Here is a 20910-nt window from a genome sequence, read left to right as displayed (position 1 = left end):
AGGTTTGGAGAGTTACGTATGGACATCAAGGTTGGAATCGTCGGTTTCGGTCTGCGTTCGTCATTGCACCGCTATATCCACCGCCCCGGGGCGGGCAGCGTCGTATCGGCCGTCTGTGATACCAGCGAACGCGGCCGTGCGGACGCCGCTGAGAAGCTCCCCGAGGCGCTGGTGACCGGCGACCTCGACGAGCTACTCGCCTCCGGCATCGAGGCCGTGCTGGTCCTCACTCCTGACCACACGCACCGGGAGGTCGTCACCCGCACCCTGAACGCCGGTATCCCGACCTTCTGCGAGAAGCCACTCGACATCACCGTCGAGGGAGCTGACGAGATCCTGGAAACCGCCTACCGTACCGGCACCCGGCTCTACGTCGGGCACAACATGCGCCACATGCCGGCGATCCGCCAGATGCGGGAGATCATCGAGTCCGGGGCCATCGGCGACGTCAAGGCCGTGTGGTGCCGCCACTTCGTCGGCAACGGCGGCGACTACTACTTCAAGGACTGGCACGCCGAGCGGCGCTACAGCAATAGCCTGTTGCTGCAGAAGGGCGCCCACGACATCGACGTTATCCACTGGCTGGCCGGCGGATACACCACAAGTGTCTCCGGACTGGGCGAGCTCAGCGTGTACGGGGATGTTTCCGATCGCCGGGACAACTCCGACCGGCGGATGGGTGAGTGGTTCTCCGCAGACAACTGGCCCGGAAGCGATCAGCGGGAGCTGAACCCCGTGATCGACGTCGAGGACGTGTCGATGGTGCAGATGCGCCTTGGCAACGGGGTCCTCGCGTCCTACCAGCAGTGCCACTTCACTCCCGACTACTGGCGCAACTACACCGTCATCGGTTCCGCAGGCCGAATCGAGAACTTCGGGGATGGCCCCGGCGACTTCATCCACGTCTGGAATACGCGGACGACCAGCGGCTTCAATGAGCCGGATCTTCGGGTTGAGATTGCCGGCGACGCCGAGGGCCACGGTGGTGCGGACCCCCTGTTGATCGCTGAGTTCCTCAAATTCGCGACCGAAGGCGGGTTCACTCAGACGTCCCCGCTGGCTGCCCGTGCCGCCGTCGCGGTTGGGGATCTGGGCGCGCGTTCGCTGCGTTCCGGCGGTGGGGCGCTGGACGTCCCGGAGCTGCCGGCCGACGTCGTGCGCTACTTCGAGGATGCGCAGCAGCGCGTCGTGGTCTAACCCGCCGCGTCCGACGGCGGTGCGGCGGCGACGATGCGCCGCACCGTCTCGCGGATGGCCTCGACGACGTCGCGGATCGAGCTTCGGTGCAGATGCTCTGCGCGGACCAGCAGGTCGATCTGGCGGCCCGCCGTGAGGCCGCGGATCGGCCGGAGCGTCACGGTCTCCGGGATGGCATGGCGGGTCGTGTAGCGCGGGAGGATGCCCAAGCAGCCGCCCGCCTGCACCAGAGCGGCCACGGTGGCGTAGTCGTTGACGCGATGACGCACGGTCGGCGCCTGGCCCGCCGTGGCCGCAATCGTCTGCAGCACGTCGTCCGGGGAGTAGCCGGACCGCGAGACGACCCAGGGCTCGGCGATGACCTGGTCCGCATCGAGGCTTTCGCACCGCGCCAGCTCGTGGTCGGTGCGGAGTGCGATATCCAGGGGCTCGAAGGCCAGCGGGACGACAGCCACCTGGCCCTCGGGCCAGGGGCTGGTGTGCCGCATGCGGTGCGCCAGAACGAGGTCGTACCTGGCAGCCAGCGCGGGAAACTGCTGCTGAGAGACGTCCTCGTCGAAGAAATGCAGTTCGGGCAGGTCGCGCTCCGTCTGCGTGAGCAGGGGAGCAAAGACGGTCTGCCCGATTGAGTGGAATCCTGCGACGCGCACGGGGTTCGTGCGCGCGGCGCTGCCGTCCGAGATATCGCCGCGGGCTCGGGCCAGCACCGCCGCGATCTCCGCGCTGGCGTCGGCGAGAATCCTGCCCTCGCTGGTCAGCACCAGCGCGCGGCCCTCCTTCCGGGTCAGTGGGACGTCGACGGAGCGCTGCAACTGCGTCAGGTGCTGGGAGATGGCAGACGGCGAGACGAACTTCTCGCGCGCAACGGCGTTTACGGAGCCGAGGTCCCCCAGCTCGCGGAGGAGCTGGAGCTGATGAAGTTCCATGAAGTGAATACTAAAGCATTGCCTGAGGAGATGGCAGGATTTCTAATGTGTTGATCCTGTGGCACCACTGCGACACTTGAATCGACATCGTGACGAGACGCGCAACAACCACGCGCTCGAGTGAGGACTGAAGCCAGAATGAAAGCACTGTACAAGTCCGGACCCCATGCCGGCTTCGAGTTCGTCGACCGGCCCGAGCCGGTCACCGGCGCGCATGACGTCAAGATCCGCGTGATGACCACCGGCATCTGCGGCACCGACCTGCACATCCAGGCGTACGACGACGCCGCGGCCGCCATGATCGCTGCCCCCATGATCCCCGGGCACGAGTTCTACGGCGAGGTCGTCGAGGTCGGCGACCTGACCACGCACGTCGCAGTCGGCGACCGCGTCTCCGGCGAGGGCCACGTGGTGTGCGGGATGTGCCGCAACTGCCGCGCCGGTCGCCGGCAGATGTGCATCAATACCTCCTCGGTGGGCGTCCAGCGCGACGGCGCGTTCGCCGAGTACGTCGTGATCCCGGAGACCAACGTCTGGGTGCACAAGTCCGACGCCGTCACCCCGGAACTCGGTGCCATCTTCGACCCGTTCGGCAACGCCGTGCACACCGCGCTGTCCTTCCCGATCGTCGGCGAGGACGTCCTGATCACGGGCGCCGGGCCGATCGGGCTCATGGCGATCGGCGTCGCCAAGCACGCCGGCGCGCGCCGGGTGGTCATCACCGACGTCTCCGAGCCGCGTCTGGAGCTCGCCCGCGCCGCCGGCGCGGACCTCGCGATCAACGTCGCGAACACTCGCATCGCCGCCGCGCAGCGCGAGCTCGGGCTCGTCGAGGGCTTCGACGTCGGGCTCGAGATCTCCGGGCACCCGTCCGCGCTGCCGGAGATGATCGACAACATGAACCACGGCGGCCAGATCGCGATGCTGGGCCTGCCGAGCGACTCGATCGATATCGACTGGGGCAAGGTCGTCACCCACATGCTCACGCTCAAGGGCATCTACGGGCGCGAGATGTACGAGACCTGGTACGCCATGAGCGCGATGCTCGACTCCAACCCGCGCCTGCGCGCGTCGATCGCCGGCGTCGTGACCGACGTCGTGCCGGCCGCCGAGTGGGAGCGCGGATTCGCGATCGCCCGCGACGGGCTCAGCGGCAAGGTCGTGCTCGACTGGCGCGACATCTGACCCCCGACACCCTCCGAACTGCAGCGAAGGAAACATGTACACGGATCTGAAGGACCAGCTCGCCGCCGAACTCGCAGAGATCGAGACGGCCGGGCTCTACAAACACGAACGCCACATCGACTCGCCCCAGTCCGCCCGCATCAAGGCCGGGCCGCTGGGCGGGGCAGCGGCCGACGTCGTGAACTTCTGCGCCAATAACTACCTAGGCCTGGCCGACGACCCGCGGATCATCGACGCCGCCAAGCGCGCCCTCGATACGCGCGGCTTCGGCATGGCCTCGGTGCGCTTCATCTGCGGGGCGCAGGACGCGCACTTCGAGCTCGAGGCGAAGGTCTCCGCGTTCCTCGGCACCGAGGACACCATCCTCTTCTCCAGCTGCTTCGACGCGAACGGCGGCGTCTTCGAGTCGCTGTTCGGCCCAGCCGACGCGATCATCTCCGACGCGCTGAACCACGCCTCGATCATCGACGGCATCCGTCTTTCCAAGGCCGCGCGCTTCCGCTACGCGAACCAGGACCTCGCCGACCTCGAGGCCCAGCTGCAGGCTGCAGCGGAGATGAACGACGGCGCCGGTCCCCGCCGGTCGGTGATCGTCACCGACGGCGTGTTCTCGATGGACGGCTACCTGGCCCCGCTCGAGGGGATCTGCGACCTCGCCGAGAAATACGGCGCGCTCGTCATGGTCGACGACTCGCACGCCGTCGGGTTCATGGGGGAGACCGGCGCCGGCACCCCGGAGCACGCCGGCGTCTCCGACCGTGTAGACATCTTTACGGGCACGTTCGGCAAGGCCCTCGGCGGGGCGTCCGGAGGCTACGTCTCCGGTCGCGGCGAGATCGTGGCGATGCTGCGCCAGAAGGCCCGCCCGTACCTGTTCTCGAACTCCCTGGCCCCGTCGATCGTGGCCGCGACGATGACGGCGCTGGACCTCGTGGCGGAGTCCGGCGAGCTGCGCGCACGTCTGTTCGAGAACGCCGCCTACTTCCGCTCGGAGATGAGTGCAGCCGGCTTCGAGCTGCTCGACGGCGAGCACGCGATCGTACCCGTGATGTTCGGCGACGCCGTCGTGGCCTCGAAGATCGCCGCGGAGATGCTCGAGCGCGGCATCTTCGTCACCGCGTTCAGCTTCCCCGTGGTCCCACGGGACACCGCGCGCATCCGGGTGCAGCTCTCCGCCGCGCACAGCCGCGAGGACATCGACGCGGCCGTGGCCGCGTTCGTCGCCTCCCGTGCGGCGGTGTTTGGCGTTTAGTGCCGAGGTGGCGACGGTGCGCACGTCCCGTGTGGGTGGGGCGCCGTCGTCGTTTCGCGAGGTTCGAGGGTGCTAGGCATGGGCGCGTCGGGGATCAGCGCCCACTTAAGTTCGAGTCAGCAGTCCGAATAGCCGGGGTCGTCTTCGGGACGCTGCGAGATCGCCGTCCCGCACATGATGCTCCGGTTCTCGATTTTAAGGCGGTACGGCCTGCCCTTCGCTGTGTAGTTGATGCCGAATCTGGTGATGTCTGCACCTTCGGGGCCGGCTTCCATCACCAAAATCAGTTCAGTGAAATCGTTCTTTGCGCCGCCGTCGAGCTCCTCGCACGGCTGGTCGATGTGGTATCCGGTGAGATCATGAACGAAAGTTGTGGCGTCGGTAGAAAGTTCTTCGTCCTCCCAGGGCTTGCCGAGCAGTCCGACGAATGGCGACGGCCCGTCAGATTCACCCTGATAGACGCGAAGCGCTGGGACGACGCCCACGGGCTTGGGATCTGCGGTCTCCCAGTCGACGCTCGTCAGCTGGATTTCATAGTTCATGTCCGTGGTGCACAAGAGACTTGCTCCGAAAGATCCGGTCCAATAATCACCGGCGTTCTTCGGTTTATCCATAGCAAACCACCCGCCGCTCGTAGCGTGTAGGGGGCCATCTTCGTTCGGACCGCAGCCAGTGAGGGCCAGAGATGCGATGAGCGCTGACGAGAGAACGAATGCGCGTGCGCGAGGATTCAAGGTCGTCCTCCTGGAGGGCGGGGCGATGCTTCTCGCTGGTGTGTACGAGTAACAGATTGAACCTATGTGCGAGCTGAACTTCTGGTCAAGGTCTTTATCTGTACCATTGCCATATTTATACTTCACGAAAATCGGAGGAGAGATGAAGGGGCAGGTACTGGCCGCGCCGCGCCGGCCGTCGCCGCTAGGCGGCCGGCGCCCGCAACGCGAGGAACTCGCCCAGTTCGCCACGGATGACCCGGACGTTCTCGACGACATCCTGCCCGCTGATTCCGCGGACCTGCGCCTGCTGATCGTCGGCATCAACCCGGGCCTGTGGACCGCCGCCGTGAATGCGCCGTTTGCGCGTCCGGGAAACCGCTTCTGGCCGTCGCTCCACCGCGCGGGTCTGACGGATCATGTCGTCGACGCCTCGCGGGGGCTCTCGGACGACGACGAGGCCCAGCTGCTGGGGCGCGGAATCGGTCTGACCAACCTGGTCGGGCGAGCGACCGTCCGGGCCGACGAGCTGACGCGCGAGGAGCTGCGCGCGGCGGGCGCTCGCCTGGTGGAGCGCGTTGTGCAGTTGCGGCCGCGCGTCGTGGCGATCGCCGGTATCACGGCGTTCCGCACCGCGTTCGGGCAGCCGAAGACCAAGCTGGGGCGTCAGGACACATCGACGATTCCCGGATGGCCCTCCGACGTCGTGCTCTGGGTCGTGCCGCAGCCTAGCGGACTGAACGCCCACGAGAACATCGACTCGCTCGCGGACAAATGGTGCCACGTGTGGGAGGACGTTGGGTTTCCGGAACCGTAGGCGTCGGCCGTGGCCGCGAAAGCCGGAGCAGCCGTCAGCCGTCTAGTGCCGAAGCATCAAAGATCGCGGGCTCGTATCCGTGCGCCTCGCCCTCGACGATCCTCACCTCGAAGTTCGTGGTCGCCAGAAGCGCCTTGAGCGCTGCTGCCGCCTCGCGGTCTGCGAACGTCTGCTCGCCCTCCTCAGCGGTCACCTCGAGCACCCCGTTGAACTGGTCGCCTTCTACGTGGTGGGCGTCGTCTGTAGCTGCACTCAGGCAATCCAGCGCGCGTGAGGTCTCATGATGGATCTCGTCCTCGGTCCAGCCAATGTTCTCATCGATGCCGACGGGCACTGGGGATTCGTCGAGGAGTGCCCGGATCTCCGGCGTCACGGCACCGGCGAAGCCAACGGAGACGCTGCCGGACTCAGGATTCTGGCGGAAGAAGGCCACCGAGTCAGGATGTTCGACCTCGAGCGCCGAGGCAAGGTTGATCGCCGCTTTGTTCAGCGACATGTCCGCGTGCGCTTCGGCCAGCGTCAGCCCCTCCTGCTCCGCCCAGACGATGGTGTCCTGCAGAGAGGCCGCAGCGACGCCGTGCACCGAGGCGCCGAGCGACCCGCCGCGCGCTGCCGCACTGGCATCGACCTCACGTTCCGCGAAATCCAGGGGCGAAAGGCCGGCGGCCGCAGCCGCAGCATTGAGCTCGTCCAGGGATTCGTAGGGAAGGACGGTCTTGTTCGCAGGGCGGGGGACCGGGGTGTAACGGGAGAGCCCGGGGTTCGAACAGAAGGCGGAGACCTCCGCGCCGTCGGCCTTCTCGGCCGGCGCCATGGCCAGCGCGGCGGCCGGTACGAGCGCGGCAGCCGCGAGGCTGATCGCGGCGCCTGCTGCGAGCGCTGGTTTGATCTTCATCTGGCCGTTGCCTCCTGCGTTTCGGGGTCGATATCCGAGAGCCTACCGTCGTTCCACGGGTCGGGGACAGTCGTCGACGGGTGCTCGGCGGATTCGAGACCGAAAGGTGATGCCCAGCAGGGTCGGCCATCATGGGGCAGCGAAAAGTCTTGACAGCGTATTTACAACGTTGCAATATCGGGTTGGCGAGTGATGTGCATCACGTCGATGTCGACGGTGTTGCTGAACTCCCCGCCGCCGTCGCCGGCCGTCCGGTCGGTGGCCATCGAGACCCGAAAGGCTCACCTGTTCGCATGGAAAACGCCGAGAGTTCGACGAAGAATCCCGCACGCTCCTCGCTTCGCCCGCCCGCACGGCGCACCGTGCTGCGCGCCGCGGCCGCCGGTGCCGCCGGCCTCGCGCTGGCGGCGGTGCCCGGCACCCGGTTCCTCGGGGCAGCCCCAGCTGCTGAAGCTGCCACGTACCCGGGGCCGGGGCACGTGACCGGCTCCACGATCGTGCACGACCCCGAGGTCACGAAGTCCCGCGGCGGGAACTACCTGCTGGCCCACACCGGTGACGACCGGACGGGCGTGACGATCGGGCTGAAAACCTCGAGCGACCGCACGCACTGGGCCGACGCCGGGCAGGCGTTCCCGGGCGGCGCGCCCTGGACCCACGAGTACACCGGCGGCGGCTCCTCGCTCTGGGCGCCCGATCTGACCTTCGCGAACAACCGCTACTACCTCTACTACTCCGCCTCAAGCTTCGGCTCCAACCACTCGGGCATCTTCCTGGCCACGAGCGACACCGGCGCCCAGGGATCGTGGACGCACCGAGGACTGGTGGTCTCCTCCACCACGAGCGACGACTACAACGCGATCGACCCGAACATCGTGATCGACCAGCAGGGACGCTGGTGGATGTCCTTCGGTTCCTTCTGGTCCGGCCTGAAGATGATCCGCATCGACCCGGGCACCGGCCTGCGCACCGGCAGCGACTGGATCCACCTCGCCGGCCGGGGCGGCGGCCCGATCGAGGCGCCCACGATCCACTACCGGAACGGCTACTACTACCTCTTCGCCTCGTTCGACTCCTGCTGCAATGGCGCCGCCAGCACCTACCGGGTCGTCGTCGGCCGTTCCACGAACGTGGTTGGCCCGTACGTCGACCGGAACGGGGTGCGCATGGTCGACGGCGGCGGAACCGAGATCCTCGCCGGCCACGGATCGGTGCACGGTCCGGGCCACCAGGCCGTACTAGCCGACAACGACGCCGACGTGTTCTTCTACCACTACTACCAAGACGACGGCACGCCCCGGCTCGGCATCAACCTGCTCGCGTACGACGGCGGCTGGCCCCGCCTGTACTGACGCGCGGCCGGTGCCGCGCGCCAGGTTCAGAGGTCGTCTCGCTGGGCGCGGAGGGCCCGCCGGCTGGGCAGCGGCTGGCCCGCTGCGATGAGGTCGATCAGGCCGGTCTCGGGTTCGCGTTCCGCGGCCGGCCGCCGGCGCTCCTTGCGGGCCTCGAACAGCCGGTAGAACACCGGGACGAGGATCAGCGTCAGCGCCGTCGAGGACACGAGGCCGCCGATGACGACGATCGCCAGGTCGCGGGAGATGAACCCGCTCGATCCGGTCACCCCGAGCGCCATCGGCAGCAGTGCGCAGATCGTCGCCAGGGCCGTCATCAGGATCGGCCGCAGGCGCTGCCGGGCGCCGTTCTCGACCGCCTCAGCGAGCGGCTGCCCGTCGCGCCGGTACTGGTTGACGAGGTCGATCAGCACGATCGCGTTGGTGACCACGATGCCGATGAGCATCAGCATGCCGATGAGGGAGGCCACCGCGAGCGGGCGGCCCGTGAGCAGCATCAGCAGGATCGCGCCGGTGGCGGCGAACGGCACCGAGATGAGCAGGATGAGTGGCTGCATGAGTGACTTGAAGGTTGCCACGAGCAGGATGTAGACGATCGCGATCGCCGCGAGCATGGCCAGTCCCAGTTGCTGGAACGAGTCCGCCTGCTGAGCGGAGGCCCCGCCGATCTCGTAGTCGACGTCGGCGGGAATGTCCGCGGTCTCCAGGCGCTCGGAGACGGCCGCCGTCACCGCACCGAGCTGGCCCTCCGCAGGTGTCAGCGAGACGGTCGCGACGCGCTCGGTACCGGAGCGGGTGATCGCATCCTGCACGTCGACGGTCTCGATGTCGGCGAGGTCGTCGAGCGGCACCGGCCCGGCCGCCGTCGGAATCGGCAGCTCACGCAGTTCGGCGGCGGAGTCGTACGAGTCGCCACCGGCCACGAAGACTGAGAGGTTGCGGTCGTCGATGCGCAGCTCTCCGATCGAACGCTCGTTGCCCGCCGCCGCGACGAGCGAGGCGACTTGCAGCTCCGTCAGGCCGGCTTCGGCAGCGGCCGCGCGGTCCACTCGGACCTCGAGGGAGGGCTGCACGGCCGCCAGGTCGGAACTCGGCGCGTCCGCGTCCGGGGTGCCGTCCAGGGCGGCGAGTACGGCGTCGGACGCTTCGGCGAGGGCCTCGCCGTCAGACGACGTCAGCTCGACGTCGACCGTCGTGGCGCCGACGGACGCACTCTCGCCGAAGCTGATCCGCTCGGCCGCGTCGAGCCCAGAGACCGAGGCCTCGAGCGTCTCGCGGATCTCGGCCTGGTCGCGGGCGGCATCGGTCGTGACCATGAACAGGCCCGTCGAAGCGTCGCGGCTGAAGCCGTCGCCGCCGACCGTGAGGAGCACGGATTCGACGCCGTCCACGCCGAGCAGGGCGTCCTCGGTGTCCGCCGCGTCCCGCGAGATTGCCTCGAGCGAAGCGGAAGCGTCGAAGTCCTGGTTGACCATGACGGAGTTCGAGCCCGTGCTGCCCAGGAAGTCCACCTTCAGGGCCGGGACCATGGCGCCCGTGCCGACGAGGATCGCGACCGCCGCGATCAGGGTGATCACGGGGTGGCGCTGGGTGCGGCGCAGCAGCGGAACGTACGCGCGCTGCAGCTTCGATCCGGTCTCCTTCGCCTCGGCCTCCCGGCGGACCGCGTCGGCGTCGACGTCCCCGGCGGGGGCCTTCATGAACCAGTAGGCGAGCACCGGCACGATCGTCAGCGCGACGAGCAGCGAGGAGAGCATCGCGATCGTCACGGTCAGGGAGAACGGCCGGAACAGCTCGCCGACGGCGTCGGAAACGAAGACGATCGGCAGGAACACGACGACGGTCGCGAGCGTCGAGGACGTGATGGCCCCGGCGACCTCGCGCACCGCGGTGAACACCGCGGCCGACTTGCGCTCCCCGTAGGAGAGGTGCCGCTTGATGTTCTCGATGACCACAATCGAGTCGTCGACGACGCGCCCGACCGAGATCGTCAGCGCGCCGAGCGTGAGCATGTTCAGCGTGTAGCCGCTCACGTGCAGGCCGGCGAACGTCACGAGCACGGAGAGCGGGATCGAGATCGCGGTGACGATTGTCGCCCGCAGGGAGAAGAGGAAGAGCAGGATCACGACGACGGCGAAGAGCAGACCCAGCGCGCCCTCGATGGCCAGGTGCCGAATCGACTCCTCGACGAACGGCGCCTGGTCGAAGATGACCGTGGCCTCCGCCTCGGCGCCTAGGCCGGCCTCGAGGGCAGCTGTCGCCTCCGGCACGGCCTCGGAGATCGCGTGGGAGAGCCGCACGACGTCGGCGTCGGGCGTCTTGGTGATCGTGACCGAGACGCTGGGTTCTCCGTTGGTGCGAGTGATGGAGGAGGCGTCCTCGGTGGCGACGGCCACGTCCGCGACGTCGTCGATCGTGAGGACGGGGGCCGGCTCCGGTGGCGCTTGCGGTGCTTCCGGATCCAGCGGGTCCTGAGGTGCGGCGGCCGGCGGAGCGGTCGGCACGAGCGGCAGTTCGCGCAGCGCCTCGAGCGTCTCGACGGCCTGGCCGGCGGTCACCGACACGTTCTCGTCGTCGATGAGCAGCGACCCGGCCGGCAGCCGCTGCCCGTTGGCCTCAAGCGCGTCGGCGAACGCCTGCGAGGTCAGCCCGGCGGCGGCCAGAGCGTCGTCGTCGGGCGTGATGGTGATGCGCTCCGTCGCCCCGCCGGCGACGGAGACCTCGCGGACACCGTCGATCCGCGCGATTTCCGGGACGAACGCATCGCGCAGACCGCTCGAAAGGTCCTCGGCCGCGGCCGGGGAGGAGACGGTCAGCATGACGGCCGGGATGTCGGCGACCGACCCGGCCATCAGCTGCGGCTCCGTCCCCTCCGGGAGCTCGTCGGAGACCGAGTCGATCGCCTTGCGCAGGTCGGCCTCGACCCGCGCCTGGTCCTCGCCGTACGCCGAGGCGACCGTGATCATCGCCAACGACGGCGAGGACGTGCTCGTGACAGACTCGACACCGGAGATGTTCTCGAATGCGCCCGCGAGCGGCTGGGCAATACGTTCATCCACGACCTCCGAGCTGGCGCCCGGGGCCGTGGTCATGATCGTGGTCTGTCCGAACTCAATGTCCGGGATGAGCTCCTGCTTCAAGGAGGCCATCGAGTACAGGCCGCCGGCGGCGATCACGAGGGTCAGCAGCGCCACCACTGCACGGTTCTTCAGGCTCAGACGTGCGAGAAACTGCAACGGAGTCGTCTTCCGGTCGAGGATACGGGGACGTTCACCAGGTGAACTACCACTGAGTATATCCGCGACCGCGTGCCGGAAGGCCTATGGTCAGATCAACGGCGAGGCCGCCGCCGAGTTCGCGGCCGCGAGCAGCGTGCCGTCGTCGACGAGTAGGCGGACCGCCTCGATCTCCGGGGCCAGGTAGCGGTCCGTGCCGGGGCCCTCGACGACCTCGCGGATCGCGGCGCGCACGGCGGTGATGACGGGGGAGGACTGGCCCGAGGCGAGGCCGCCGTCGCGCATGTCGAGGGCGCGGGCGCTCGTGAGCAGCTCGATCGCGAGCACGCGCGTCAGGCCGTCGACGCTGCGGCGCAGCTTCAGGCCGGCCGCCCAGCCCATCGACACGTGGTCCTCCTGCATGGCCGAGCTCGGGATCGAGTCGACGGAGGCCGGGTTCGCGAGGCGCTTGAGCTCCGAGACGATGCCGGCCTGCGTGTACTGGGCGATCATGTGGCCCGAGTCGACACCCGGGTCGTCGGCGAGGAACGCGTTGAGGCCGTGGCTGCGGGCCTTATCGAGGAAGCGGTCGGTGCGGCGCTCGGAGATCGAGGCCAGATCCGCCGTCGCGATCGCGAGGAAGTCGAGCACGTAGCCGACGGGGGCGCCGTGGAAGTTGCCGTTGGACTCGACGCGGCCGTCCGTCGTCACGACGGGGTTGTCGACGGCGGAGGCCAGCTCGTAGCCGGCGACCGACTCGGCGTGGTCCAGCGTGGCGCGCACCGCGCCGTGAACCTGCGGAGCACAGCGCAGCGAGTACGCATCCTGCACGCGGGTGAACGCGTGAGCGCCGTCCTTCTGCGCCTGGATCAGCGGCGAGCCGGTCAGCACCGCGCGCATGTTGGCGGCCGAGGCGAGCTGCCCGGGCTGCGGGCGCAGGGCGTGCAGGTCCTCGGCGAAGACGCTGTCGGTGCCGAGCAGGCCCTCGACGCTCATCGCGGCGGCCAGGTCGGCCGTCGAGACGAGGCGATGCAGGTCGGAGGCGGCCAGTAGCAGCATGCCGAGCATGCCGTCGGTGCCGTTGATGAGGGCCAGGCCCTCCTTCTCGGCCAAGACGACGGGGGTGATGCCGGCCGCGGCGAGCGCGTCGGCGGCGTCGACGAGCTCGCCGTTCGCGGTGCGGACCTTGCCCTCGCCCATGACCGCGAGCGCGCAGTGCGAAAGCGGGGCGAGGTCACCCGAGCAGCCGAGCGAACCGTATTCGCCGACGACCGGAGTGATCCCGGCGTTCAGGACGGCGGCGTAGGCCTCGGCGACCTCGGGGCGAACACCCGTGCGGCCCGTCGCCATGGTGTGCAGGCGGTTGAGCATGAGGCCGCGCACGATCTCGCGGTCGACCTCGGCGCCGGACGAGGCGGCGTGGGAGCGGATCAGGGAGCGCTGCAGCTGGGCGCGCAGCTCGGACGGGATCTGCTTGGTCGCCAGCGCTCCGAAGCCGGTGGAGACGCCGTAGTGCGGGCGGGTGTCGTGCGCGAGGTCGTCGATGACTTGGCGCGATTCCCGCATGGCGGCCGCGGATTCGGCGGAGATGCTCACGTGCGCGCCGTGGCGGGCGACCGCGACGACGTCCTCGGGGGAGAGCGCTGCGGGGGTGAGCGGGATCGTGGTGGTCATGGGAGTCCTTCCGGGTGGGGCGATGACTTCGGGGTCTTGCCAATCGGTGCAATTCACGTTTCAATAAGTGAAACGTAGATTTCGTCCGGTGGCAAGACCGGAGGGCCTCTGCGGACGAAAACTTCGGAAGAATCAAGGAGGGATCATGGCCGAATCGGGAACCCGCACCGTCGACCGGGCGCTCGCGCTGCTCGGCGCCGTGTGCGATTCCGGCAGCCTCAGCCTCGCGGAGGCCGCCCGCGAGACCGGGCTCTCGGCCTCCACGGCCCTGCGCCTGCTGCGCACGCTCGAGGCCAGCGGCTTCGTCCGCAAGGAGGACGACGCCGGTTACCGGCCCGGGATGCGCATCGTCCAGCTGGGCGCCCAGGCGCTCAGCCACGAATCGCTCGTCTCCCTCGCCGCCGAACCGCTGCGCCGGCTCGTGGCGATGACGGGCGAGTCGGCGTACCTGAGCGTCCCGGCCGCCGGCGGCACCGCGCAAGAGCACAGCATCTACATCGCGGTCGAGGAGGGCACCCACTCGGTCCGCCACGCCTCGTGGGTCGGGCGCAGCATCCCGCTGGAGGGGACCGCCGTCGGCACCGTCCTGCGCGGGGGTACCCCGGAAGCCGGGTACGTCGTCGTCGACCGTGGCGTCGAAAAGGACGTCACGGCGATCGCCGCGCCCGTCACGGTCGGCACGGCCGGCGACGAGCGCGTCGTCGCCGCGCTCTCCGTCGTCGTCCCCACCTACCGCATCACCGAAGAGATCACCGCCTCGATCGGCGCCCGTGTGGCGCTCGAGGCCGCACACCTACTCACGACAGAACAGACCCCGGCCAGCGCCGCTGACGCCGCGACCAAGGAGAGAACCACATGAGCACCTTCACCCAGCACGACCCGTCCCGCAGCATCCGCGCGGCGCGCGGCACCGAGATCACCGCCAAGTCCTGGCAGACCGAGGCCCCGCTGCGCATGCTGATGAACAACCTCGATCCCGAGGTCGCCGAGCGTCCCGAGGACCTCGTGGTCTACGGCGGCACCGGCCGTGCCGCCCGCTCGTGGGAGGCGTACGACGCCATCACGCGCACGCTCGAGAACCTCGAGGACAACGAGACCCTGCTCGTGCAGTCCGGCAAGCCCGTCGGCGTCTTCACGACCAACAAGTGGGCCCCGCGCGTGCTCATCGCCAACTCCAACCTCGTCGGCGACTGGGCGAACTGGCCCGAGTTCCGCAAGCTCGAGGCCGAGGAGCTCATGATGTACGGCCAGATGACCGCCGGGTCCTGGATCTACATCGGCACCCAGGGCATCCTGCAGGGCACCTACGAGACCTTCGCCGCCGTCGGCCGCAAGCTCCAGGCAGAGGGCCGCCTCGCCGCGGGCGCCGAGAACGAGGGCCCTCTCGCCGGCACGCTGACCCTCACGGGCGGCTGCGGCGGCATGGGCGGCGCCCAGCCGCTCGCCGTGACCCTGAACGACGGCGCGTGCCTCATCGTCGACGTCGACGAGACCCGGCTGCGCCGCCGCGCCTCCAAGCGCTACCTCGACGAGGTCGAGACCGACCTCGACACGGCCATCGCCAAGGTCAACCAGGCCAAGGCCGAGCGCCGCGGCTGGTCCGTGGGCTACGTCGGCAACGCCGCCGAGGTCTTCGGCGAACTCCTGCGTCGCCACAACGCAGGCGAGCTGACGATCGACGTCGTCACCGACCAGACCTCCGCGCACGACCCGCTGTCCTACTTGCCCGAGGGCACCTCCGTGGAGCAGTGGCACGCCGCGGCCGCCGCCGACCCGGAGGACTTCACGCTCAAGGCCCAGGCCTCGATGGCCAAGCAGGTGCGCGCCATGGTCGAGTTCCAGGACGCCGGCGCCGAGGTCTTCGACTACGGCAACTCCATCCGCGACGAGGCCCGCACGGGCGGCTACGACCGCGCCTTCGAATTCCCCGGCTTCGTCCCGGCGTACATCCGCCCGCTCTTCTGCGAGGGCCTCGGCCCGTTCCGCTGGGTGGCCCTCTCCGGCGACCCGGAGGACATCCGCGTGACCGATGAGGCGCTCAAGGAGCTCTTCCCGGAGAACGCCCACCTGCACAAGTGGCTCGACGCCGCCGCTGAGCGCGTCGAGTTCGAGGGCCTGCCGGCGCGCATCTGCTGGCTCGGCTACGGCGACCGTGCCAAGGCCGGCCTGCTCTTCAACCGGCTCGTCGCCGAGGGCAAGGTCTCCGCTCCGATCGTGATCGGCCGCGACCACCTCGACTCCGGCTCCGTCGCGAGCCCGTACCGCGAGACCGAGGCCATGGCCGACGGCTCCGACGCGATCGCCGACTGGCCGCTTCTCAACGCCCTGACGGCAGCGTCCTCCGGCGCGACCTGGGTCTCGATCCACCACGGCGGCGGCGTAGGCATCGGCCGCTCGATCCACGCCGGTCAGGTCTCCGTGGCCGACGGCACCGAGCTCGCCGCGGCTAAGCTCGAGGCGCTGCTGACCAACGACCCGGGCATGGGCGTCATCCGTCACGTCGACGCTGGCTACGACCGCGCCCACGAGGTCGCCGCCGAGCGCGGCGTCCGCATCCCGATGGCGGAGTAGGAGGGTCCCATGGAACAGCCACGCCGGACGACGACGTCCGCACCCGCCGCCACGCGCGGACTCTGGCGCTTCTTCCTCTACAGCGCCATCGGCCTCTTCATGTTCTTCGTCCCCGTCACCATCGGGGAGAAGAACACGATCCCGCTCGACCACCTCGTCACCCTCGCGGCGACGCTGCTCGGCGGCGCCGTGAAGTACGTCGCGCTGGCCCTGATCGCCGCGGGCACCGTGTACCCGTTCGCGACAGGGCGCTGGCGGGAGTCCGGCACCAAGCGCGTGTTCGCCTTCCTGAACATCGCCGGCCTGGCCGCGGGCGTTGCGCTCGTCTTCGGCGTCGGTCCGGCGTGGCTGTTCGAACCGGACCTCGGACCGTTCCTGTTCGAGAAGCTCGTGATCCCGGTCGGGCTCATCGTCCCGATCGGGGCCGTGTTCCTGGCCCTGCTGGTCGGGTACGGGCTCATGGAGTTCGTCGGCGTGATACTCCAGCCCGTCATGCGCCCGCTGTGGCGCACGCCCGGGCGCTCGGCGATCGACGCCGTCGCCTCCTTCGTGGGCAGCTACTCCCTGGGCCTGCTGATCACCAACCGGGTCTACCAGTCCGGGCGCTACACGGCGCGGGACGCGGCGATCATCGCCACCGGCTTCTCGACCGTCTCGGTGACGTTCATGCTGATCGTCGCCAAGACCCTGGAGCTCATGCACCTCTGGCTGCCGTACTTCTTCCTGACGTTCGCCGTCACGTTCGCGGTCACCGCGATCACGGTCCGGATCCCGCCGCTGAGCCGCATCCCCGACGAGACCTTCGAGGGCGTCGAGGCGAAGCCGGAGCGGAAGGTCACCGGCAGCCGTCTCGCGGCGGCCTGGTCGGAGGCACGCGGCGTCCTCGCCCAGGCCCCGAGCCTCGGCCGCAACGTCTGGAGCAACTTCAAGGACGGCGTGCTGATGGCGATGGCGATCCTGCCTTCGATCCTCTCGGTCGGCCTGCTCGGACTCGTCCTGGCCCGCTACACGCCCGTCTTCGACTGGCTCGGGTACGTGTTCTTCCCGATCACGTGGGCGCTGCAGCTGCCGGACCCGATGCTCGCGGCCAAGGCCTCGGCCGTCGGCATCGCCGAAATGTTCCTGCCGGCGACCGTCGTGGCCGGGCATCCGTCCGAGCTGCTGCGCCTGGTCATCGGCGTCGTCTGCGTCTCCGCGATCATCTTCTTCTCCGCGCTCGTGCCCTGCATCCTGGCCACGCGCATCCCGATCAAGCTGTGGCAGCTCGTGGTCGTCTGGGCCCAGCGTGTGGCCCTGACCCTGATCATCGCCACGCCCCTCGCCTACCTCATCGTCGGAAGGTCATGACATGACAGAAGCCCTCATCGGCGAGGCCCCGCGCCTCGCCGCCGTCAACTCCCTCATGGCGGCGATTGCCGACACCGGCCGCGACGCCCGCCGCGGCGGCTACTCGCGCCCCGTCTACTCGTCCGCCGAGCTCGAGCTGCGCGAGTGGTTCGTCGCCGAAGCCACCTCCCGCGGCCTCGCCGTCGAGCGCGACGCCAACGGTGTCATCTGGGCCTGGTGGGACTTGCCCGCCGGGCACGACGCCGCCGCCGACGGTGCCGATCCCCGCGCCGGCGCGCTGGTCACCGGCTCCCACCTCGACTCGGTGCCGGGCGGCGGGCCCTTCGACGGCCCCCTCGGTGTCGCCTCCGCCCTCGCCGCGTTCGACGTGCTTGCCGCCCGCGAGGCCGCCGGCACGCTGGCCCGGCGCCGCGCCTTCGCGATCGCCGTCTTCCCCGAGGAGGAAGGGTCGGCGTTCGGCGTCGCCTGCCTGGGCTCGCGCCTCATCACGGGCGCGATCGACCCGGTGCGCGCCCTGAACCTCAAGGACGAGCGCGGGACGACGTTCGCCGAGGCCTCCCGCGCGATCGGGCTCGACCCGGACGCGATGGGCCGCGACGAGCTCGCGCTCTCCCGCATCGGCGACTTCGTCGAGCTGCACGTGGAGCAGGGCCGCGGCCTGAACACTGAGGAGTACACGGACGCGGCCGGGCGCGGGCCCGCCGTCGCCGTCGCCTCCTCGATCCTCGGCCACGGCCGCTGGCGCCTGTCCTTCACCGGCCAGGGCAACCACGCCGGCACCACGCTCATGACCGACCGCGCCGACCCGATGATCGCCGCATCGCAGGCCGTGCTCGCGATCCGCAGCACCGGTGCCGCGCAGCCGGGGGCCCGTGCGACGGTCGGCCGGCTGGAGCCGGTCCCCGGCGGCACCAACGTGATCGCCTCCCGCGTGGACCTCTGGATGGACGTCCGTCACGCGGACGACGCCGTCACCGCCGCATTGGTGACGCAGATCCACGAGCAGGCCCAGCGCATCGCCGCGCTCGAGGGGTGCAGCGTGGAGCTGACCGAGGAGTCGCTCTCGGCCACCGTGCACTTCGACGCCTCGCTCACGCGCGCCCTGGCCGCCTCCACGGCGCGCACGATCCCGGGCGCCCCGGCGCTGGCCACCGGCGCCGGGCACGACGCCGGCGTCCTCGCCGCCGAGGTGCCCACCGGCATGCTCTTCGTACGCAACCCCTCGGGCATCAGCCACTCGCCCGAGGAGTACGTCGAGGACGACGACGCCACCGCCGGCACCGCCGCCCTCGCCGACGCGCTGGAGGATCTCCTGTGAGCGCCCCGACCGTCGTCGTGCCCGGGCCGATCAACGCGCACTCGCACGCCTTCCACCGGATCCTGCGCGGCCGCACCCACGAGGGCGCGGCCGGGGGAGCCGGCGACTTCTGGACGTGGCGCGAGCAGATGTACGCGGCCGCCGAGTCCCTGGACCCCGAGGGCTACGAGCAGCTGGCCACCGCGCTGTTCGCCGAGATGGTTGTCACCGGATGGACCGCCGTCGGCGAATTCCACTACCTGCACCACGCTCCGGGCGGGACGCCGTATCCCGACCACGACATGGAGCGCGCGCTCGCCCGGGCTGCGCGGAGCGCCGGCATCCGGCTCGTGCTGCTCGACACGTGCTACCTCTCCGGCGGCCTCGACGCCGAAGGCCGCCAGCTCGAGCTCAACGAGACGCAGCGCCGCTTCAGCGACGGCGACGCCGCCGGGTGGCTCGCCCGGCACGAGTCCCTGCGCGCCGCGCTCGCCGAGGAGGACGCCGGAACCGGCCTGATCACGCTCGGCGCGGCGATCCACTCGGTTCGCGCGGTCCCGCCGGGCGAGTTCGGCGTCATCGCGGCCGGCCTGCCCGCGCACGAGCCGCTGCACGTGCACCTCTCCGAGCAGCCCGCCGAGAACGCCGCGTGCCTCGCCGCGCACGGGACCACGCCCGCCGGCCTGCTCGAGCGCCACGGGTTGCTGACTCCGCGGCTCTCGGCGGTGCACGCGACCCACCTGACGGAGGCCGACGTCGCCGCCCTCGGCACGGCCGGCTGCGCGATCGTCATGTGCCCGACCACGGAGGCGGACCTCGCAGATGGGATCGGGCCGGCCCGCGAGCTCGCCGACGCCGGCGCCGTCATCGCGCTCGGCACTGACCAGCACGCCGTCGTCGATCCGTATCTGGAGATGCGCGCGCTCGAGCACGGCGAACGCCTGCGCACCGGCATCCGCGGCCGGTTCTCCCCGGCGGAGATCGCCGCGGCCGCCCGCGCCGGAGGTCTCGCCAGCCTCGGGCTGGGGGCGAACGACGACGTCGTGCGAGTGCGCGCCGACAGCCTGCGCACCACCGGGACCCGCGCGCCGCAGCTGCCCCTGACCGCAACGGCCGCCGACGTCGCCTCGGTGACGATCGCCGGCGTCGAGGTCGCCCGGGACGGCGTGCACACCCGCCTCGGCGACCCGGCCGAGCTCTACGCCCGTTTCCTGACCGACCACCCGGAGTTCTCATGAGTCTCTTGATCACCAACATTGGCGAACTGACCACCCAGGACGCCGAGCGACGCGTCCTGACCGACGCGGCCGTCGTCGTCGAGGACGGGCGTTTCGCCTGGATCGGCGCCGCCGCCGACGCCCCGGCCGCGGACGACGTGCACGACGCCGGCTCCCGTGCCGGGCTGCCCGGCTGGGTCGACTCGCACACCCACCTGCTGTTCGCCGGCGACCGTTCGGCCGAGTTCGAGGCCCGCATGGCCGGCGAGGCGTACGCCGCCGGCGGCATCTCCGTGACGATGGAGGCAACGCGCGCCGCCGACGACTATGAGCTGACGCGCTTGCTGCTCGGCCGTGTCGCCGAGGCCGCCGCGGGCGGGACCACGTACCTGGAGACGAAGACCGGCTACGGGCTCAGCGTGGAGGAGGAGCGCCGGCACGCGCGCATCGCCTCGTCCGTCGTCGACCAGGTCACCTACCTCGGCGCGCACCTCGTTCCGCCGGGTGCCGTCGCGGACGAGTACACCGAGCTCGTCTGCACCGAGATGCTCGACGCTGTGCGCCCGTACGCCCAGTTCGCGGACGTCTTCTGCGAGCGGGGGGCCTTCGACGAGGACCAGTCCCGACGCGTGCTGACGGCGTGCCGAGACGCCGGGCTGGGCCTGCGCGTGCACGGCAACCAGCTCGGCCCGGGCCCGGGCGTGCGGCTGGCCGTCGAGTTCGGGGCGGCGAGCGTCGACCACGTCAACTATCTGGAGCCGGCCGACGTCGAGCTGCTCGCCGGGACCTGGTCCGGGTGGGACGTCGCGAGCGCGACCGGCACGCCCGGCGTCGTGGCCACATGCCTGCCGGCGTGCGACCTCTCGACGCGGCAGCCGCTCGCGCCCGGCCGCGAGCTGCTCGACGCCGGCGTCGAGATCGCCCTCGCCTCCAACTGCAACCCGGGCACGAGTTACACCACGTCCATGGCCTACTGCGTCGGCACCGCCGTGCTGCAAATGGGATTGAGTGTGACCGAGGCCGTGCGCGCGGCGACGTACGGCGGGGCGCTCGCGCTCGGCGTGCAGGACACCGTCGGCAGCATCGAAGTCGGCAAGCGCGCCGACCTGCAGCTGCTCAACGCCCCCGCGGCCGCGCATTTGGCCTACCGGCCGGGCATGCCGCTCACGCAGGCCGTGTTCCGCGCCGGCGAACGGGTGGACGGGCGCGGCTGACCCGCGGCGGCCAGCAGGAAGTGCGAGTTACCCCGTTT

General features: G+C 70.0%; 16 protein-coding genes. 11 read left to right on the top strand and 5 right to left on the bottom strand.

Annotated features, from left to right (window positions below; genetic code table 11):
* Positions 1-18 precede the first annotated feature (18 nt).
* The gene (locus EV380_RS07820; protein WP_130450507.1) at positions 19-1197 is read left to right on the top strand and encodes a Gfo/Idh/MocA family protein; all 1179 of its coding nucleotides are present in this window, start codon (positions 19-21) and stop codon (positions 1195-1197) included.
* Here EV380_RS07820 and EV380_RS07815 read toward each other — a convergent pair.
* On the bottom strand, positions 1194-2123 hold the full coding sequence (locus EV380_RS07815) for a LysR family transcriptional regulator (RefSeq protein WP_102157564.1): 930 nt from the start codon (positions 2121-2123) through the stop codon (positions 1194-1196). The two genes, EV380_RS07820 and EV380_RS07815, sit on opposite strands and share 4 nt — an antisense overlap.
* A 138-nt stretch (positions 2124-2261) precedes the next feature.
* On the opposite strand from EV380_RS07815, the gene tdh reads away from it, so the two are divergent.
* The gene (gene tdh, locus EV380_RS07810) at positions 2262-3308 is read left to right on the top strand and encodes an L-threonine 3-dehydrogenase (protein WP_130450505.1); all 1047 of its coding nucleotides are present in this window, start codon (positions 2262-2264) and stop codon (positions 3306-3308) included.
* Positions 3309-3342: 34 nt separating this feature from the next.
* Entirely contained in the window at positions 3343-4560 is a 1218-nt protein-coding gene (locus EV380_RS07805; RefSeq protein WP_130450503.1) for a glycine C-acetyltransferase, read from the top strand.
* Between the two features lie 116 nt (positions 4561-4676).
* Here the strand turns inward: EV380_RS07805 and EV380_RS07800 are convergent, their stop codons facing one another.
* Positions 4677-5174 carry a hypothetical protein gene (locus EV380_RS07800; RefSeq protein WP_130450501.1) on the bottom strand — a complete coding sequence of 166 codons (498 nt, stop codon included), beginning with the start codon at positions 5172-5174 and terminating at the stop codon, positions 4677-4679.
* Positions 5175-5436: 262 nt separating this feature from the next.
* On the opposite strand from EV380_RS07800, the gene EV380_RS07795 reads away from it, so the two are divergent.
* Complete coding sequence (locus tag EV380_RS07795) at positions 5437-6090, top strand: mismatch-specific DNA-glycosylase (protein WP_130450499.1); 654 nt, start codon at positions 5437-5439, stop codon at positions 6088-6090.
* Between the two features lie 34 nt (positions 6091-6124).
* On the opposite strand, the gene EV380_RS07790 is transcribed toward EV380_RS07795, so the two are convergent.
* Positions 6125-6985: a hypothetical protein gene (locus tag EV380_RS07790; RefSeq protein ID WP_130450497.1), complete on the bottom strand. Its 861-nt coding sequence runs from the start codon at positions 6983-6985 to the stop codon at positions 6125-6127.
* 293 nt (positions 6986-7278) lie between these two features.
* Between EV380_RS07790 and EV380_RS07785 the strand changes: the two genes are divergently transcribed.
* Positions 7279-8337 carry an arabinan endo-1,5-alpha-L-arabinosidase gene (locus EV380_RS07785; protein WP_130450495.1) on the top strand — a complete coding sequence of 353 codons (1059 nt, stop codon included), beginning with the start codon at positions 7279-7281 and terminating at the stop codon, positions 8335-8337.
* Between the two features lie 26 nt (positions 8338-8363).
* On the opposite strand, the gene EV380_RS07780 is transcribed toward EV380_RS07785, so the two are convergent.
* Positions 8364-11573 (bottom strand): efflux RND transporter permease subunit, encoded by a 3210-nt coding sequence (locus tag EV380_RS07780; RefSeq protein WP_165391910.1) that lies wholly within the window; start codon positions 11571-11573, stop codon positions 8364-8366.
* A gap of 90 nt (positions 11574-11663) precedes the next feature.
* Positions 11664-13226 carry a histidine ammonia-lyase gene (hutH, locus tag EV380_RS07775; RefSeq protein ID WP_130450491.1) on the bottom strand — a complete coding sequence of 521 codons (1563 nt, stop codon included), beginning with the start codon at positions 13224-13226 and terminating at the stop codon, positions 11664-11666.
* Between the two features lie 145 nt (positions 13227-13371).
* On the opposite strand from hutH, the gene EV380_RS07770 reads away from it, so the two are divergent.
* Genes EV380_RS07770 through hutI form a run of 6 tightly spaced genes read left to right on the top strand, consistent with a single transcriptional unit; the run spans position 13372 to position 20872 of the window.
* A complete protein-coding gene (locus EV380_RS07770; protein WP_130450489.1) occupies positions 13372-14085 on the top strand; it encodes an IclR family transcriptional regulator in 714 nt (237 codons plus the stop codon).
* The gene (locus EV380_RS07765) at positions 14082-15797 is read left to right on the top strand and encodes a urocanate hydratase (RefSeq protein WP_130450487.1); all 1716 of its coding nucleotides are present in this window, start codon (positions 14082-14084) and stop codon (positions 15795-15797) included. The genes EV380_RS07770 and EV380_RS07765 overlap by 4 nt, the downstream gene beginning before the upstream one ends.
* Positions 15798-15806: 9 nt before the next feature.
* On the top strand, positions 15807-17144 hold the full coding sequence (locus tag EV380_RS07760; RefSeq protein WP_130450485.1) for a YjiH family protein: 1338 nt from the start codon (positions 15807-15809) through the stop codon (positions 17142-17144).
* A gap of 1 nt (position 17145) precedes the next feature.
* Complete coding sequence (locus EV380_RS07755) at positions 17146-18462, top strand: allantoate amidohydrolase (protein ID WP_130450483.1); 1317 nt, start codon at positions 17146-17148, stop codon at positions 18460-18462.
* Positions 18459-19679 carry a formimidoylglutamate deiminase gene (locus EV380_RS07750; RefSeq protein ID WP_130450481.1) on the top strand — a complete coding sequence of 407 codons (1221 nt, stop codon included), beginning with the start codon at positions 18459-18461 and terminating at the stop codon, positions 19677-19679. The genes EV380_RS07755 and EV380_RS07750 overlap by 4 nt, the downstream gene beginning before the upstream one ends.
* A complete protein-coding gene (gene hutI / locus EV380_RS07745) occupies positions 19676-20872 on the top strand; it encodes an imidazolonepropionase (protein WP_130450479.1) in 1197 nt (398 codons plus the stop codon). The genes EV380_RS07750 and hutI overlap by 4 nt, the downstream gene beginning before the upstream one ends.
* The last annotated feature ends 38 nt before the right edge of the window (positions 20873-20910 follow it).

Origin of the sequence: Zhihengliuella halotolerans, assembly GCF_004217565.1 — a bacterium.
Lineage (GTDB): Bacteria > Actinomycetota > Actinomycetes > Actinomycetales > Micrococcaceae > Zhihengliuella > Zhihengliuella halotolerans.
Note: the sequence above shows the minus strand (reverse complement) of the source record. Positions and strands in the feature narration are given on the sequence as shown.

Coding starts and splice junctions, on each gene's coding strand:
- EV380_RS07820 (WP_130450507.1), top strand. CDS start 19: ATGGACATCAAGGTTGGAATCGTCGGTTTCGGTCTGCGTTCGTCATTG.
- EV380_RS07815 (WP_102157564.1), bottom strand. CDS start 2,123: ATGGAACTTCATCAGCTCCAGCTCCTCCGCGAGCTGGGGGACCTCGGC.
- tdh (WP_130450505.1), top strand. CDS start 2,262: ATGAAAGCACTGTACAAGTCCGGACCCCATGCCGGCTTCGAGTTCGTC.
- EV380_RS07805 (WP_130450503.1), top strand. CDS start 3,343: ATGTACACGGATCTGAAGGACCAGCTCGCCGCCGAACTCGCAGAGATC.
- EV380_RS07800 (WP_130450501.1), bottom strand. CDS start 5,174: ATGGATAAACCGAAGAACGCCGGTGATTATTGGACCGGATCTTTCGGA.
- EV380_RS07795 (WP_130450499.1), top strand. CDS start 5,437: ATGAAGGGGCAGGTACTGGCCGCGCCGCGCCGGCCGTCGCCGCTAGGC.
- EV380_RS07790 (WP_130450497.1), bottom strand. CDS start 6,985: ATGAAGATCAAACCAGCGCTCGCAGCAGGCGCCGCGATCAGCCTCGCG.
- EV380_RS07785 (WP_130450495.1), top strand. CDS start 7,279: ATGGAAAACGCCGAGAGTTCGACGAAGAATCCCGCACGCTCCTCGCTT.
- hutH (WP_130450491.1), bottom strand. CDS start 13,226: ATGACCACCACGATCCCGCTCACCCCCGCAGCGCTCTCCCCCGAGGAC.
- EV380_RS07770 (WP_130450489.1), top strand. CDS start 13,372: ATGGCCGAATCGGGAACCCGCACCGTCGACCGGGCGCTCGCGCTGCTC.
- EV380_RS07765 (WP_130450487.1), top strand. CDS start 14,082: ATGAGCACCTTCACCCAGCACGACCCGTCCCGCAGCATCCGCGCGGCG.
- EV380_RS07760 (WP_130450485.1), top strand. CDS start 15,807: ATGGAACAGCCACGCCGGACGACGACGTCCGCACCCGCCGCCACGCGC.
- EV380_RS07755 (WP_130450483.1), top strand. CDS start 17,146: ATGACAGAAGCCCTCATCGGCGAGGCCCCGCGCCTCGCCGCCGTCAAC.
- hutI (WP_130450479.1), top strand. CDS start 19,676: ATGAGTCTCTTGATCACCAACATTGGCGAACTGACCACCCAGGACGCC.